14 protein-coding genes are annotated in these 16,768 nt (G+C 44.7%); 13 read left to right on the top strand and 1 reads right to left on the bottom strand.

Annotated elements, in window-relative coordinates:
* Positions 1-11: 11 nt before the first annotated feature.
* From ACWJAO_RS08825 to ACWJAO_RS08790, 8 genes are all read left to right on the top strand, one after another.
* Positions 12-2,138, top strand: a complete 2,127-nt coding sequence (locus tag ACWJAO_RS08825; protein ID WP_449139996.1) for an alpha amylase C-terminal domain-containing protein — start codon at positions 12-14, stop codon at positions 2,136-2,138.
* Between the two features lie 11 nt (positions 2,139-2,149).
* On the top strand, positions 2,150-3,259 hold the full coding sequence (locus ACWJAO_RS08820) for a DUF6057 family protein (RefSeq protein ID WP_449139995.1): 1,110 nt from the start codon (positions 2,150-2,152) through the stop codon (positions 3,257-3,259).
* Positions 3,260-3,282: 23 nt separating this feature from the next.
* The gene (locus ACWJAO_RS08815) at positions 3,283-4,509 is read left to right on the top strand and encodes a tetratricopeptide repeat protein (RefSeq protein ID WP_449139994.1); all 1,227 of its coding nucleotides are present in this window, start codon (positions 3,283-3,285) and stop codon (positions 4,507-4,509) included.
* Between the two features lie 98 nt (positions 4,510-4,607).
* The gene (locus ACWJAO_RS08810; RefSeq protein ID WP_296082524.1) at positions 4,608-5,927 is read left to right on the top strand and encodes a DEAD/DEAH box helicase; all 1,320 of its coding nucleotides are present in this window, start codon (positions 4,608-4,610) and stop codon (positions 5,925-5,927) included.
* A 286-nt stretch (positions 5,928-6,213) separates the two neighbouring features.
* A complete protein-coding gene (gene serC / locus ACWJAO_RS08805; protein ID WP_449139993.1) occupies positions 6,214-7,284 on the top strand; it encodes a 3-phosphoserine/phosphohydroxythreonine transaminase in 1,071 nt (356 codons plus the stop codon).
* A 13-nt stretch (positions 7,285-7,297) separates the two neighbouring features.
* On the top strand, positions 7,298-8,215 hold the full coding sequence (locus tag ACWJAO_RS08800) for an NAD(P)-dependent oxidoreductase (protein WP_449139992.1): 918 nt from the start codon (positions 7,298-7,300) through the stop codon (positions 8,213-8,215).
* A gap of 147 nt (positions 8,216-8,362) precedes the next feature.
* On the top strand, positions 8,363-9,697 hold the full coding sequence (locus ACWJAO_RS08795; RefSeq protein WP_449139991.1) for a DUF1015 domain-containing protein: 1,335 nt from the start codon (positions 8,363-8,365) through the stop codon (positions 9,695-9,697).
* Positions 9,697-10,284 (top strand): IMPACT family protein, encoded by a 588-nt coding sequence (locus tag ACWJAO_RS08790; RefSeq protein WP_317603598.1) that lies wholly within the window; start codon positions 9,697-9,699, stop codon positions 10,282-10,284. Before ACWJAO_RS08795 ends, ACWJAO_RS08790 begins: the two co-directional genes overlap by 1 nt.
* 100 nt (positions 10,285-10,384) lie before the next feature.
* Here the strand turns inward: ACWJAO_RS08790 and uvrB are convergent, their stop codons facing one another.
* Positions 10,385-12,430, bottom strand: coding sequence for an excinuclease ABC subunit UvrB (uvrB, locus tag ACWJAO_RS08785; RefSeq protein WP_449139990.1), 2,046 nt, complete (start codon positions 12,428-12,430; stop codon positions 10,385-10,387).
* 159 nt (positions 12,431-12,589) lie between these two features.
* Between uvrB and ACWJAO_RS08780 the strand changes: the two genes are divergently transcribed.
* From ACWJAO_RS08780 to ACWJAO_RS08760, 5 genes are all read left to right on the top strand, one after another.
* A complete protein-coding gene (locus tag ACWJAO_RS08780) occupies positions 12,590-13,456 on the top strand; it encodes an outer membrane protein assembly factor BamD (RefSeq protein WP_287871416.1) in 867 nt (288 codons plus the stop codon).
* Between the two features lie 55 nt (positions 13,457-13,511).
* Positions 13,512-13,862 (top strand): DNA-directed RNA polymerase subunit omega, encoded by a 351-nt coding sequence (locus ACWJAO_RS08775; protein ID WP_449139989.1) that lies wholly within the window; start codon positions 13,512-13,514, stop codon positions 13,860-13,862.
* A 14-nt stretch (positions 13,863-13,876) separates the two neighbouring features.
* Complete coding sequence (locus ACWJAO_RS08770) at positions 13,877-14,344, top strand: DUF4293 domain-containing protein (RefSeq protein WP_449139988.1); 468 nt, start codon at positions 13,877-13,879, stop codon at positions 14,342-14,344.
* Between the two features lie 140 nt (positions 14,345-14,484).
* A complete protein-coding gene (locus tag ACWJAO_RS08765; protein ID WP_449139987.1) occupies positions 14,485-15,015 on the top strand; it encodes a 30S ribosomal protein S16 in 531 nt (176 codons plus the stop codon).
* Between the two features lie 89 nt (positions 15,016-15,104).
* Complete coding sequence (locus ACWJAO_RS08760) at positions 15,105-16,589, top strand: oligosaccharide flippase family protein (RefSeq protein ID WP_449139986.1); 1,485 nt, start codon at positions 15,105-15,107, stop codon at positions 16,587-16,589.
* Positions 16,590-16,768: the final 179 nt, after the last annotated feature.

The following is a 16,768-nucleotide window of genomic DNA, read 5'->3' as shown; positions in this document are numbered from 1 at the left end:
AATCATGATATATGGCAACAGACAAGAAAACTTCAGCTAAAAATACTACAGCAAAGAAGACAACAGCCAAGAAGGCTACCTGCAAGGCAACCGCCAAGTGCGCTACCAAGAAAACCGTGAAGGCTGCTGCCCCAAAACATATCGGACTCGTGAAGAACGATCCATATCTGGCAGACTTTGAGCCTGCTATCGTAGGAAGACATGAGCATGCGCTCTGGAAACTCAACCAGCTTACCCGTAACGGCAAGATTACGCTCAGCGATTTCGCCAACGGATACGACTACTTCGGATTGCACAAGACGGAGAAGGGATGGGTGTTCCGCGAGTGGGCGCCAAATGCTACAGATATCTATCTCATCGGAGATTTCAACGGCTGGCAGGAAAGCCCTAAGTATTGTGCCAAGCGTATCAAGGGTACCGGCAACTGGGAGTTGAAACTCTCGGAAAAGGCAATGAAGCACGGTGATCTCTTCAAAATGAAGGTGCACTGGGAAGGTGGAGAAGGCGAGCGTATCCCTGCATGGGCTAACCGTGTGGTTCAGGATGAGCAGACCAAGATATTCTCTGCGCAGGTTTGGAACCCGGAACCTTACAAGTGGAAGAAGAAGACCTTCAAGCCTAACACCACTCCGCTGCTCATCTATGAGTGCCATATCGGAATGGGACAGGATGCTGAGAAGGTTGGTACCTACACCGAGTTTAAGGAGAAGGTGCTGCCACGTATCATTGAGGATGGTTACAACTGCATCCAGATCATGGCTATCCAGGAGCATCCTTATTATGGATCCTTCGGCTATCACGTAAGCAGCTTCTTTGCTGCCAGCAGCCGTTTCGGAACCCCAGAGGAACTCAAGTCTCTCATTGATACAGCTCATCAGAATGGCATCGCTGTCATTATGGATATCGTTCACTCTCACGCTGTGAAGAACGAGATGGAAGGTCTCGGAAATCTTGCCGGTGATCCTAACCAGTATTTCTATCCTGGCGACAGACACGAGCATCCAGCTTGGGACAGTCTCTGCTTCGACTATGGTAAGGATGAGGTGATGCACTTCCTCCTGAGCAACTGCAAGTACTGGCTCAACGAATACCACTTCGATGGCTTCCGCTTCGATGGTGTAACTTCTATGCTCTACTACAGCCACGGTCTGGGAGAGGCATTCTGCAATTACGGTGACTACTTCAATGGTCATGAGGATGATAATGCCATCTGCTATCTTACCCTTGCCAACTGTCTGATTCACGAGGTGAACAAGAATGCCATCACCATTGCCGAAGAGGTGAGCGGTATGCCTGGATTGGCTGCCAAGTTTACCGATGGCGGTTATGGCTTCGACTACCGTATGGCGATGAATATTCCAGACTATTGGATCAAGACCATCAAGGAGTTGAAGGATGAAGACTGGAAGCCATCCAGCATTTTCTGGGAGATCAAGAACCGTCGTGCAGACGAGAAGACCATCTCTTACTGCGAGAGCCACGACCAGGCATTGGTAGGCGACAAGACCATCATCTTCCGCCTGATAGATGCTGATATGTACTGGCACTTCAAGAAGGGTGATGAGAACGATATGGTTCACCGAGGCATTGCCTTGCACAAGATGATCCGTCTGGCTACAGCTTCTACCATCAATGGCGGTTACCTGAACTTCATGGGTAATGAGTTCGGTCATCCAGAGTGGATTGATTTCCCTCGCGAGGGTAACGGATGGAGCTACAAGTATGCTCGCAGACAGTGGAATCTGGTAGATAACAAGGATCTCTGCTATCACTATCTCGGCGACTTCGACAAGGAGATGCTCAAGACAATTAAGAGTGAAAAGAACTTTAACAAGACACCAGTTGTAGAAATCTGGCATAATGATGGCGACCAGGTACTCGCCTTTATGCGTGGCGATCTGCTCTTCGTGTTCAACTTCTCGCCAACCCGCTCGTTCACAGACTATGGCTTCCTGGTTCCTACCGGTTCCTACAGCGTAGTGCTTGATTCTGACAGCAAGGATTTCGGCGGTAATGGCTTGAATGATGACACGATGACGCATCTGACCAACTACGATCCACTTTATGTGAAAGACCGTAAGGAATGGCTGAAACTTTATCTGCCAGCTCGTACAGCTTTGGTGCTGAAGAAAAATTAATAGATTGATTTATGAAAAATAAAAGGAGTAGTACGGCGAAGATGCAAATCGCCTGTGCTATCATCTTTATCACATTTTCCTACGTCTACCTGGCATTTTACCAGGCAGACGTACTGGCAGTGGCTCAGCATGTTTTCTCAGGCGGTTTGACCAACTACAGTTACACGCTAGCTCCACTGCTTATCACGCTCGTACTCTATCTGCTCCATGTGGGAGTGTACGCGGTAACCCGTGTGAAACGCCGTTTCCACGGGCTTACTTATTTCCCATCATTCCTCGTCCTGACGATGATTACCGATATTCCCGTTGATGTCGACCGTCATCATTCGCTGGGGACGTGGTGGCTTATCTTGCCGCTCTGTCTGATTCTCTGGGGTGGATTGATATGGATAGCCCGACAGTTGGAACCGATAGAAACTGAGCCTCACAGCAACGGCTGGTTCTCCCGATATATGTGGGTGAATCTGACTCAGATGCTGGTGATGATTTTGCTTGTCAACTTTGTTGCAAGCAATGACCGGTTGTTCCATGAACGTATGCGCATGGAACATCTGATGAAAGAAAAACAGTATGAAAAAGCTTTGGAAGTAGGTGAAAAATCGCTCAAGACAGATTCTTCGCTGACAATGCTCCGTATAGCTTGTCTCAACGAAACTGGCGAACTGGGCAGTCGTCTCTTTACCTATCCGCTGGTAGGTGGAAGCAAGGCGATGATGCCGGATAGCGTAACCGTGAAGGCTATGATGTGGAAGGCACCAAAATGGATGCAGAAACCTTCGGCATGGATGGTTAAACATCATCTCAAGTATCGTCTGCCTGTTGACTATCAGCTTTGTGCACTTTTGCTTGACAAGCAACTCGACAAGTTCGTGGTAGAGGTGCAGAAACATTACAAGGTAACTTTGGGCAAACTGCCTGTTCATTATAAGGAAGCGTTGGTTCTTTATACGCATCGCCGCAGTAATCCAAGTATCGTTTATCATGAAAATGTGATGGATACTGACTTTGAGGATTTCCAGCAGATGGAGCATAAATATACCAACGAGACTGAAAAGCAGAATGCTCTTCGGGATACTTATGGAAATACCTACTGGTATTATTATGAGTACGGAAACAAATGAAAGTTTTAATTTAGGAGATTAATATGAAAAGACAGATATTCAGAAACTTATGGGCTTTACTGGCATTTATCCTTCTGTTGGCACCATCAGGGATGCAGGCACAGAAGAAGGAGATTGTTGCAGCCAAAGATCTGGTAAAGGCTGGCAAGGATTTGGCGAAGGCTGAGTCCAGTATGCGCAAACTCCTGACGGATTCTGCCAACCAGAATAACAAGAAGATTTGGAGCATTCTCTTCGATGCTGTGAAGAAACAGTATGAGCAGGGGAATGAAAAACTCTATCTCAAACAGGCGTATGATACAGCCCAACTCTTCAATGCAACGCGACAGCTCTTCGTTATAGCCCAGGGACTTGATTCCGTTGAGATGATTCCTAATAAAAAAGGAAAATGCGAGTTTGATTTCCGTAAGCCTCATTCTGAATATTTGAACAGGATTCGGCCAAACCTCTATAACGGAGGTACCTGGTTTATCAGAAAGCAGAAATACAAGGAGGCGTATCAGTTCTTCGACCAGTACATAGAGTGCAGTACTGCGCCGATGTTCCAATCTTATAAGTATGCTCAAAAAGACAAATATCTTTCTTCGGCAGCTTATTGGGCTGTTTATGCCGGATATAAGATGCAAGATACCAAAGCTACGCTTCATCATTCTTATGAGGCGCTGAAAGATACGGCTCATTATAACTATATGTTGCAGTATCTGGCTGAGACTTATAAACTGGAGAAGGATACTGCGCGCTATCTCTCAACCTTGAAGGAAGGTTTTGAACGGGCTCCGAAGTTCCCGTTCTTCTTCCCCCGTCTGGTTGAGTATTATTCGCAGGAAAACCAGCTCGATTCAGCGCTCGCCATAGCAGATAAGGCACTGGCGATAGCTCCCGACAATGATATCTATCTCTTTACCAAGGGTACTATTCTCCTGAATATGGGCGATTTCAAGCAGTGCATCGAAGTGAGCAAAAAGGCACTGGCTGTGAACGATTCTTTGTCTGGTGCTTATTATAACATAGGTTTGGCTTATTTCAATCAGGCGGTTGAAATGGATAAGAATTCGCAGCAATCCCGCAAAACTCATCAGGAGATTGACGGACTTTACAAGAGTGCGATGCCTTATCTGCAGAAGTACAGAACGATGGCGCCTAATATGAAGGACCAGTGGGCTTTGCCACTCTATACCATCTATCTGAACCTGAACATGGGTAAGGAATTTGATGAGATTGACAAACTGCTCAATCAGAAAAGAAAATAATGCTTCACGATAAGGAATTTGAGAAAACTTCTCATGAAAAGATAACTTCTCTTTCAGAAAAGAATACTTCTCTTTAGAAACTGATTATTAGAAAATTTATGATAGACAGAATTTTAGATAAACTGGGCATTGAGCTCAATGATATGCAGCAGGATTCCATGCAGGCAATCTTGCACGGAAACAAGGATGTGGTGGTACTTTCGCCAACTGGTAGCGGCAAGACGCTGGCTTATCTTCTGCCTCTTACCCAACTTATAGATGCAACTGATGACGAAGCACAGGCGGTGGTGGTAACTCCAGGTCGAGAACTCGCTTTGCAGTCGGCAAACGTGTTGAAGAATATGGGCAGCGGTTTGCGTGCGATGGCTTGCTATGGTGGTCGTGCTACGATGGATGAGCATCGCGTGATGAAACAGGTTCGTCCTCAAATCGTATTCGGAACTCCGGGTCGTCTCAATGATCATCTGGATAAGGGGAATCTTTCTCCGTATCACATCAAATACCTGGTGATTGATGAGTTTGACAAATGTCTGGAGATGGGTTTCCAGGACGAAATGAGCCGGCTGATTAAGTCATTGCCTGGTTTGCGTCGCCATTTCCTGCTTTCTGCTACCGAGGCAGAGGAGATTCCTCATTTCGTACACATGGGCAGGGTAGAAAAGATTGATTATCGTGTAGACGAAGACCAGGTTCCTGACCGTGTACATATATATAAGGTGGAAAGTCCGGTAAAGGATAAACTGGAGAGTCTGGCACTTTTGCTCCGTAGTCTGGGCGATCAGAGTACCATTGTATTCCTCAATTATCGCGACAGTGTAGAGCGTACCAATAAATATCTGGTGGAGCAGGGATTTTCAACCTCTTTCTTCCATGGTGGATTGGAACAGAAGGAGCGAGAGGCTTCTCTCTACCGTTTCAGCAACGGAAGTGCCAACATCCTGGTGAGTACGGATCTGGCTTCGCGCGGACTTGATATTCCTGATATAGATAACATCATCCATTATCACATGCCGGAGAGCGAAGATGGTTATATTCATCGTGTAGGACGTACGGCAAGATGGGAAGCCCAGGGCAAGGCTTTCTTCCTGTTAGGTCCTGAAGAGCATATTCCCGAATATGTAGATGCCGAGATTGAGGATTATGAGATGCCTGCTGCCGATCAGCTTCCTGCACCAGCCAAACCTAAGATGGCTACTATATATATAGGTAAAGGAAAGAAGGATAAGATCAGCAAGGGCGATATCTTAGGATTCCTTTGCAAGAAGGGTGGGCTGCAGTCGGCTGAAATCGGCAAGATTGATGTCAATGACCGTTATGCTTATGCTGCCATTTCCCGCACGAAGTTGCGCAGCGTACTGAATAATGTCAAGGGCGAAAAGATAAAAGGTGTCAAAACGATAGTGGAAGAGGTAAGGTAGTTGACAAACTGCTTCTATCTTTTCTCTGTTGCTTGCGAATGTATAATAAATGTAAAAATAGACATAAATATGCAGTTATTATACTAAAATGACTAACAAAATGAAAGAAATCTGCGCAAAACGCTAAAAATGTGCAGAAAAATTTGGTAGTTTCAAATAAAAAGTGTAATTTCGCAGGCGTAAATACAATCCAAAGGTTTACTATGTATCCTATATGGGTGTATTGTGCACTAATTTTTCCTGCTAACAGGATTATATCGTATAAAACTTAAATAATTATACAAAGATGAAGAAGTACAATTTTAACGCAGGTCCATCAATGCTTCCACGCGAAGTGATTGAGAACACAGCAAAGCAGATTTTGGATTTTAATGGTTCAGGTCTTTCATTGATGGAAATCAGCCACCGTGCTAAGGATTTCCAGCCAGTAGTTGACGAGGCAGTCTCCTTGTTCAAGGAGCTTCTTGACATTCCTGAGGGTTATTCCGTAATCTTCCTTGGTGGTGGTGCGTCATTGCAGTTTATGCAGATTCCAGCAAACTTCCTCATCAAGAAGGCTGCCTACATTAATTCTGGCACTTGGGCTAAGAAGGCAATGAAAGAGGCGAAGCATTTTGGTGAGGTCGTGGAGATCGCATCATCGTCCGACGCTAATTTCACTTTCTATCCACAGGTTCCTAACTCTGTACCAGCCGATTGTGATTACTTGCATTTGACAAGCAACAATACTATATATGGTACTGAACTCCGTGTTGATCCAGATGTAAACGTACCATTGATTTCTGATATGTCTTCAGATATCATGAGCCGTCCAGTAGATGTTTCTAAGTATACTGCCATCTATGCAGGTGCTCAGAAGAACCTCTCTATGGCTGGTGTTACCGTCATCATCGTAAAGGATGATATGCTCGGCAAGGCTCCTCGCGAGCTTCCTACTATGCTCGACTATCGTACCCACGTAGAGAAGGGCAGTATGTTCAATACTCCTCCTGTTGTTCCTATCTATACTTTGATGGAGAATCTCCGCTGGTTGAAGGCAAACGGTGGTGTTGAGGCTGCTGACAAGCGTGCTCACGAACGTGCTGAAGTTCTTTATGCTGAAATCGACCGCAACAAACTCTTCAAGGGTACTGTTGAAGAAGCATCCCGTTCTTTGATGAACATCTGCTTCGTAATGAACGATGAATACAAGGAACTTGAAAAGCCATTCTTCGACTTCGCAACAGAGCGTGGTATGGTTGGAATCAAGGGTCACCGTTCTGTTGGTGGTTTCCGTGCCAGCTGCTACAATGCACAGACCATGGAGGGTGTTCAGGCACTCGTCAAGGCAATGCAGGAATTTGAAGCACAACATTAATTTTTGAATTTGTATGAAAGTATTAGTTGCAACAGAAAAGCCATTCGCAGCGGCTGCTGTGGATGGAATCAAGAAAGAAATAGAAGGAGCAGGCAATGAACTTGTCTTGCTCGAAAAGTATACAGAAAAAGCTCAGTTGCTCGATGCAGTGAAGGATGTGGATGCGATGATTATCCGCTCTGATAAGGCTGATGCTGAGGTGCTCGATGCAGCAAAGAACCTGAAGATTATCGTTCGTGCTGGTGCAGGTTACGATAATATCGACCTTGCTGCTGCTACTGCCCATAACGTAGTAGCTGAGAATACTCCTGGCCAGAACTCTAATGCTGTAGCTGAGTTGGTATTCGGTTTGTTGGTCTTCGCTGTACGTAATTTCTACAACGGCAAGGCTGGCAGCGAGTTGAAGGGTAAGAAACTCGGTATTCTCGCTTTCGGTAATGTAGGTCGCAATGTGGCTCGCATCGCCAAGGGATTTGGCATGGAAGTAGCTGCATACGATGCATTCTGCCCAGTTGATGTTATCGAGGCTGCCGGTGTGCATGCCGTAAAGTCACAGGATGAATTGTTCCAGACTTGCGACATCGTTTCTCTTCATATACCTGCTACTCCAGAGACTATCAAGAGTATCGATTACAAGACTGTAAACCAGTTGCCTAAGGGTGGTATCCTTATCAATACTGCGCGTAAGGAAGTTATCAATGAGCCTGAGCTCCTGAAACTTCTTGCAGAGCGTGAGGACTTGAAGTTCGTCACTGATATCAAGCCTGATGCTGATGCAGACTTCGCTAAGTTCGAGGGTCGTTACTTCTCAACTCCTAAGAAGATGGGTGCACAGACTGCAGAAGCAAATATCAATGCCGGTATTGCCGCAGCTAAGCAGATTAATGCGTTCTTTGCTGATGGCTGCACAAAATATCAAGTAAATAAATAATTTTAGGATATAAGAGAGCTCATAAAGGGTGCTTCATCTAAGTACTCTTTATGGGCTTTTTATCTTTTAATTGAAGGGATTCCTTGTAATCTTAGCGTTTATATTACTTTAGAAACATTCAAATATTAATTATAAAATAAAAACATTATGGCTATTATAAAACCATTTAAAGGTATTCGCCCACCAAAGGATTTGGTTGAACTGGTAGAGTCTCGTCCTTACGATGTTCTCAATTCTGAGGAAGCACGTGCTGAGGCTGGCGATAACGAGAAGAGCCTTTATCATATTATTAAACCTGAGATCAATTTCGAACCAGGTACTTCTGAGTATGATCCTCGCGTGTATGAAAGCGCTGCTGAGAACTTTAGAAAGTTCCAGGAGAATGGCTGGTTGAAACAGGATGATAAGGAACAGTATTATATCTATGCACAGACCATGAATGGCAAGACTCAGTATGGTCTTGTGGTAGGTGCGTATGTAAACGATTATATGACGGGTGTTATCAAGAAACATGAGCTGACACGCCGCGATAAGGAAGAAGACCGTATGAAGCACGTTCGTGTATGCAATGCCAATATCGAACCGGTATTCTTCGCTTATCCTGATAATGAGGTGCTTAACGAGCTTCTTATGCGTTATGCCGCAACTTCACCGGAATATGATTTCATTGCTCCAATTGATGGCTTCCGTCATCAGTTCTGGGTGGTAAGCGATGATCAGGATATTGCCACAATCACAGCCGAATTTGCCAAGATGCCTAGTCTTTATATCGCTGACGGTCATCACCGTTCTGCTGCAGCAGCTCTGGTAGGTGCAGAAAAAGCTAAGCAGAATCCTAATCATACAGGTAAGGAGGAATATAACTACTTTATGGCTGTTTGTTTCCAGGCAAGCCAACTTACCATTCTCGATTATAACCGAGTAGTGAAGGATTTGAACGGTCTGACTTCTGATCAGTTCCTCGATGCTTTGACAAAGAACTTCGAGGTGATAGATATTGATGCAATCAATGTGAATGTTTCTGGTGATGAAGAGGGCATTCCTTGCTATGAAAAGATGGCTATTGATGATGCTATCAGCCAGTTTGGCTTGGATATTCTGAAACCAGCAGCTCTCCATTCTTTCCTCCTGTATCTGGATGGTAAATGGTATGGTTTGTTTGCCAAACCGGGAACCTACGATGATGCAGATCCAATCGGTGTGCTCGATGTGGATATTTCATCTCGCCTGATTCTTGATGAAATTCTGGGAATCAAGGATTTGCGTTCTGATAAGCGCATCGACTTTGTGGGCGGTCTTCGCGGTCTCGGTGAGTTGAAGCGTCGTGTGGATAGCGGTGAAATGAAGATGGCGCTTGCTTTGCATCCGGTTTCTATGCAGCAGATTATGGACATCGCTGACAGTGGTAAGATTATGCCACCTAAGGCAACATGGTTTGAACCTAAGTTGCGCAGCGGTTTGATTATTCACAAGTTGGATTAATGATTGACGAATTTAAGACTATATCAGATACGATAGGCGAGGGATATTACACCGAGAAAAGGAGTAAGTTTCTCGCCTTTGCTCACCATGTTACAACTGTTGACGAGGTGAAGGAAATTGTTGCCGGGTACCGTAAGAAATATTACGATGCCCGACATTGTTGTTATGCATATATGCTGGGTCCTGAACGAACAGAGTTCCGTGCCAATGATGATGGCGAACCTTCCTCTACTGCTGGTAAACCAATCCTCGGACAGATTACGAAATCAGAATTGACGGATATATTAATTGTCGTCATCCGATATTTCGGAGGGGTGAAATTGGGAACCAGCGGACTCATTGTTGCTTATCGCGAAGCAGCCATTGATGCTCTGGCTCATTGCGAGGAGGTTACGCAACAGATAGAGGAAATCGTAACCTATGATTTTACTTATCCGATGATGAATGATGTGATGAGGATTGTAAAAGAAATGAATCCGCGTATCCTCGATCAGACTTTCGATAATACTTGCAGCATCAAACTGTCTATCAGAAAAAGTGAAGCGGAACAGTTGCGTTCCCGTCTAAAAAAGCTATCGTTTGAATAGCAAATAACCGGCAGACAGATGAATAACAGCTGGGTAAATAAAAAGAGGGTGAATCATTAACTTATGATACACCCTCTTTTTGATGATTATCTCTTTAAATTTATCCCTTTTCTTCCAGTTCTTTCTGCAATCGGATGATTTCATCGCGATATTGGGCAGCTTGCATGAAGTCGAGATCTTTCGCAGCTTGCTTCATCAATGCAGTTGTATTAGCAATGCTCTTCTCCAACTCTTCCTTGCTCATACTGCGCACAATAGGGTCGGCAACGAAGGCGGCACTTTCCGGTTCCACGTAGACGCGAGGCTTAGAACCCTCAGCTCCCATCGGAACAATCTTTGCTCCCTCTTCCTTGCTTGTAGGCAATGCTGAGGTTATTGCCTTCACAATCTGTTTTGGCGTAATGCCATGGTCTGCATTGTATTTCAGCTGGATGCTTCGGCGGCGCGCAGTCTCATCTATCGTCTTCTGCATGCTGTCTGTGATGTTGTCTGCATACATGATTACCTTGCCGTTCACGTTTCGGGCAGCACGACCTGCTGTCTGAGTCAGAGAACGGTGACTGCGCAGGAAGCCCTCCTTGTCTGCATCGAGAATAGCTACGAGCGATACTTCCGGCAAGTCGAGTCCTTCTCGTAACAGGTTGACACCCACCAGCACATCGTAGACTCCTGCACGGAGATCGTTCATAATCTTTACTCGGTCTAAGGTTGCCACATCACTGTGGATATAGGCAGCCTTTACGTTGTGGTTGAGCAGGAACTCTGTGAGTTCTTCTGCCATTCGTTTCGTGAGAGTCGTAATTAGAACTCGCTCATTGCGGTGCGTTCTTGTTAATATTTCGTCCAGGAGGTCATCTATCTGATTCTCACTCGGGCGAACTTCGATTTCCGGATCAAGGAGTCCTGTAGGACGAATCAGCTGCTCTACAACCACGCCTTCGGCTTCTCTCAATTCATAGTCTGCCGGAGTTGCACTTACATAGATTGCCTGCGGAATGAGATCGTGAAATTCCTCGAACTTCAACGGGCGGTTATCGAAGGCAGCAGGCAAGCGGAAACCGTATTCTACCAGGTTCTTCTTGCGCGCCCGGTCGCCTCCATACATGGCGCCAATCTGCGGAATGCTCACATGGCTCTCGTCAACCACAAGCAGGAAATCTTTAGGAAAGAAATCGAGTAGGCAATATGGGCGCTCACCTTCATGTCTGCCATCGAAATAGCGGGAATAGTTCTCAATGCCCGAACAATGCCCGAGTTCCTTTATCATTTCCATATCATATTCTACACGCTCCTTGATGCGCTGTGCCTTGATTCCATCGCCGATACTCTTAAAGAATTCTACCTGTTTAACCAGGTCGTCCTGAATTCTTCGGATGGCACATTCCTGCTGCTCTTTTGTTGTTACGAAAAGGTTGGCAGGATAAATTTCGTAATCTTCGAACGAGGCAAGGCGGTGATAGGTGAGTGAATCCACTTCTTCGATACTGTCAATCTCATCATCCCACCATGTTACGCGCAAAACATGATCGCTGTACGCCATAAAGATATCTACCGTTTCGCCTTTCACTCTAAAGTTGCCTCGCTGCAGTTCAATGTCATTTCTAACGTAAAGTGCATCAACGAGTTTCCTCAGAAATTCATTTCTGTCGAGTCGCTGTCCGCGATGAATCTTGATGATGTTTTCCTGCATCGCTACAGGTCCGCCCATACCATAGATGCACGATACGGATGAGACAACGATGACATCCTTTCTGCCCGAGAGAAGGGCAGAAACAGCACCGAGCCGCAACTTGTCTATTTCATCATTGATGGCGAGGTCTTTTTCTATATAAGTATCAGTTGTTGGCAGATAAGCTTCCGGCTGATAATAGTCGTAGTATGAAACATAATATTCTACAGCGTTCTCAGGAAAGAAACCCTTCATCTCCTGATACAGTTGGGCCGCAAGAGTCTTGTTGTGGCTCAAGATGAGCGTAGGTTTCCCTACGTTGGCAATCACGTTTGCCACCGTAAAGGTTTTGCCCGAGCCTGTTACACCCAGCAAAACCTGAGCCGGTTCTCCTTCAAGCACTCCTTCTGTAAGTTGCCTGATGGCTTGCGGCTGGTCGCCAGTCGGCTTATATTTTGATGTAATCTTAAAATCCATTTTTCTTCCTGATTTCTTCTCAAAAGTTCTGTTTCAAGGTGCAAAATTACAAAAAAAACGCCATTAATCGTTATAAAGATTAATTTTTTACGAAAAAATGTATCTTTTCTTTTGATAATAAGTAAATTATGAGTAACTTTGCAGTTCAAAATGAGAATTATGAAGAAATTGACTCTTATCGCATCGTGTGTTGCATTGCTCCTGTCGGGTTGTGCCCACGAATATAACCAGGTATTGAAATCAGGCGATTATACTTATAAGTATGAGTACGCCAAGCAGAGCTATGCCCAGGGCAAGTATTCACGTGCCATTCCTCTTCTGCAGGAACTGGTAACGATGAAGAAAGGTTCTACCGAGGGTGAGGAATGTTTGTACATGCTGGCTATGGCCGAGTATGGTATGAAGGATTATGAGACTGCTGCAGAGTATTTCAAGAAGTATTACTCTTCTTATCCTAAAGGTAAGTTTGCTGAAAATGCCAAGTACTTTGTGGGAGAGAGTCTGTATCAGAATGCTCCGGAGCCTCGTCTTGACCAGAGCACCACGATTACAGCCATCGCAGCCTTCCAGGAGTTCCTGGATCTTTATCCTGATGCCCGACTCAAGCAGCAGGCTACAAACCGCCTTTTTGCTCTTCAGGACCTCTTGGTTGAGAAGGAGTATAAGAGTGCCAAGCTCTATTTTGATATGGGTACCTATTTCGGCAACTGTACCAGTGGCGGCAATAACTATGAGGCTTGTATCGTAACCGCACAGAATGCGCTGAAGGATTATCCATACAGCAACCGACGCGAGGAGTTTGCATCGCTCATTATGAAAGGCAAATATGAACTGGCAAAGATGAGTGTCGAGAAAAAGCAGCTGGAGCGCTACCAGGATGCTGAAGACGAGTGCTATGGCTTTATCAACGAATATCCTGATTCAAAGGACCGCGCACTTGCCGAGAAGTATATCGAGAAGTGCAAGCAGTATGAGAAAGAGCATCCGGAGACAGCTCTCGACCAGCTAGGCAATAATGCCAATTAAAAAGTATATATATATAATAAGGTAAAAACAATATAATAATAATAGTACTATAATTATGGATTTCAAAAAATCAAAGGCACCAGTAAACACAGTAACTCGCAACATTATGGATCTCTGCGATGATACCCATAATATCTACGAGAGCGTAGCTATCATTGCAAAGCGCGCTAATCAGATTTCTATCGAAATCAAGCAGGAGTTGAGCAAGAAACTTCAGGAGTTTGCTTCTTATAACGATTCTTTGGAGGAAGTTTTTGAGAACCGCGAACAGATTGAAATCTCTCGCTACTACGAGAAGTTGCCAAAGCCAACTTTGCTCGCAACAGAAGAGTTTATTGAGAACAATATTTATTGGCGCGATCCAACCAAGACATCTGCACCAATGGTTCACGAGAACGAAATTTAATATTCCAGAGCATTATGATACAGCGTAAACAGACATTATTTCTGCTCTTTGCTGTCATCGCCATTGCTATCTGTCTTTTCCTTCCTGTCGCCAGCATCGCAGCTAAGACGATGGGAGGAGATACTATGGTTTATAACCTCGGAGTGGTAGGGGAGGCAGGAATGCAGATTTCATCTACTTGCGTTCCTCTGTTCCTTCTGCTTGCCGTTTCAGCCATTATAGCATTGGTAAACATCTTTATGTACAAGAATCTGAAGCTTCAGAAATCACTCTGTTCCCTTGCCATGCTTTTTGCAGCTTTATGGTATGTAGATTATATCGTGATGTTCATGGGCCTGATTCCTGTTCCTGAAGCAGAAGGGGCTATGAAGTTTCAGTTTGCCGCTTGCCTTCCTCTGGTAGCAATCATATTCGAATGGATGGCACTGAAAGGTGTGAACGATGACATCAAACTCTTGAGAGCAGCAGACCGAATCAGATAAAAAATGCTAAAAAAGCATTTTAAAAGCGATAAAAGTTTGCTCAATTCAAATAAAAGTAGTAATTTTGCACCCGCTGTCACGAGATGGCAGCACAAAATTCAAACCTCATAAATAAATTAAATTAAAATTAAGATTTAAAAATGGCAACAAAAATCAGATTGCAGCGCGGCGGTCGTAAGAACTATGCTTTCTACAGCATCGTAATCGCTGACGTTAGAGCACCACGTGATGGTAAATTTACTGAGAAGATTGGTACTTTCAACCCTAACACCAATCCAGCTACTGTAGATTTGAATTTCGAGCGCGCACTCTACTGGGTAGAGACAGGTGCACAGCCAACAGACACAGTTCGCAACATCCTCAAGGGCGAGGGCGTTTACTTGATGAAGCACCTCAAGGGTGGCGTTAAGAAGGGCGCATTCGACGATGCTGAGGCTCAGAAGCGTTTCGACGCTTGGAAGAATGGCAAGGACGCTAAGGTTTCTGCTGTTCGCGAGGGCGACGCTAAGGCTAAGAAGGAAGCTGCTGCTAAGGAGCTCGAGGCTGAGAAGAAGATGAACGAAGCAATCGCTAAGAAGGTAGCTGATAAGAAGGCTGCTGCAGCTGCTGCTGAGGCAGAGGCTAAGGCTGCTGAGGAAGCTCCTGCAGAGGAGGCTCCAGCTGAGGCTTAATCTTCAACAGAATCTTCTTTTGAGATTTTAAAGTATAAAGGTTGAATTTCTCTTTCGGGAAATCCAACCTTTTTTTTGTTTCTTTGATTATGGGTGATAAAAAGGAAAACAGTTATTCGCATATTCTGAAATATACAGGATTGTTTGGCAGTGTGCAAGGATTGGGAATTCTTGTAGGAGTTTTGCGCAATAAATTTACAGCGCTTTTCCTCGGACCTTCGGGAATGGGACTGCTGTCTCTTTTCAGCTCTACGATTTCTGTTCTCAATTCTGCCTGTAATTTCGGAATCCCGACAAGCGGTGTTAAATTTATTTCTGAAAAGAAACATGCAGAAGGTGAGTCGCAGTCAGAAAATTCAGATATTGCCGGTGCGGTTCTTCTTGTCCGTACCTACAGTCTGATTGCTGCATTTTTCGGTGCTATCGTCTGTATTTTGCTTGGTCCGTTTCTTAATGGGTTTACTTTTTCCTGGGGTAACCATACGCTACATTTCATTCTTTTGGCGCCAACCATTTTCTTCACGATTCTGGCTGGAGGCGAAACTGCCATTCTGAAAGCAACCGGACAGTTGCGGGCGTTGGCGATGCAGGCGAGTCTGTTGGCTATTCTTCTGCTTTTGGTTTCGGTTCCGGTTTATTGGATATTTGGTGAGAGTGGTATTCTGCCCGTTCTGTTCATTTTAGCATTTTTGCAATGGGCTCTGAATTTTCGATATTCCCGACGAGTTGTAGGGTGGTCTGTAAATATGCGAAAAATGACGCTAGTTGCAGGTTTCCCACTTTTGCGACTTGGCGGAGCATTTGTACTCTCGGGTCTGATGAATAGTGGATGCGAATTTCTGGTTCGTGCCTTTTTGAATCAGCAAGGCGATCTAGAGGTTGTCGGACTTTTCAATGCCGGCATTACGATTGTCTTTGTTTATGCGGGAATGGTATTTTCGGTTATGGATCAGGATTTCTATCCCCGTCTCTCTGGCATTTCGGGTTCCAGAAAAAACGAGGAGTCTGTAAAGAAACGCAATCTCTGTGTAAACCGCCAGCTTGAGATGAATGTCCTGCTGCTGGGACCTATCGTAGCTGCTATCATTTTGGGATTGCCTCTCATTATTCCGGTTTTATACAATGCTCAGTTTATGGGGATGCTACAGATGACTCAGCTTGCTGCTGTTGCCATGTTGTTTAAGGCAGTCTATCTTCCGATAGAATATCTGCCGTTGTCGCGAGGTGATTCCAGGCTTTTTCTCATTCAGGAAAGTTTTTGCGTTATCTTGCTAATTGTCTGTGAAATAGCAGGTTATCAGTTGGATGGATTGAGAGGAGTAGGAGGGGGCATTGCCGTGGCTTATGCCATCGAGACCATCGCTGTCTTGATTTTCAGCAGAGCTGTTTATGGTTATCGGTTATCCGCTTTTGGTTTCAGATTCAGTATTTTCCAGCTTCTGATTCTATTCCTGATGCTGCTTCTTGTTTTCAAGATCAGTTATCATGATTGGCTTTATTGGCTGATTGGCGTAATCATTGCACTCCTGAGTGTATCGTTTAGTTTTAGGAAAATAAGAAAACTGCTACGATAAAATTATAAATCCAGTAGGATAAATAACTGAAGTTTCGCAAGTTTTGCCCCATACGCCCTGTTTTACTCTAATTGAGCAAGCTTTGAGCGTATTTTTTAACGTTAATTATGCTTAACGACCCTTGGGTCTTGCCTGATGAAGTTTGCGTCATAGTATTCACCTTTTTCCACGAGGGTGAA

This window comes from Segatella sp., assembly GCF_977051555.1.
The sequence above is the reverse complement of the archived record's forward strand: the minus strand, read 5'-3'. Positions and strand labels throughout refer to the sequence as shown.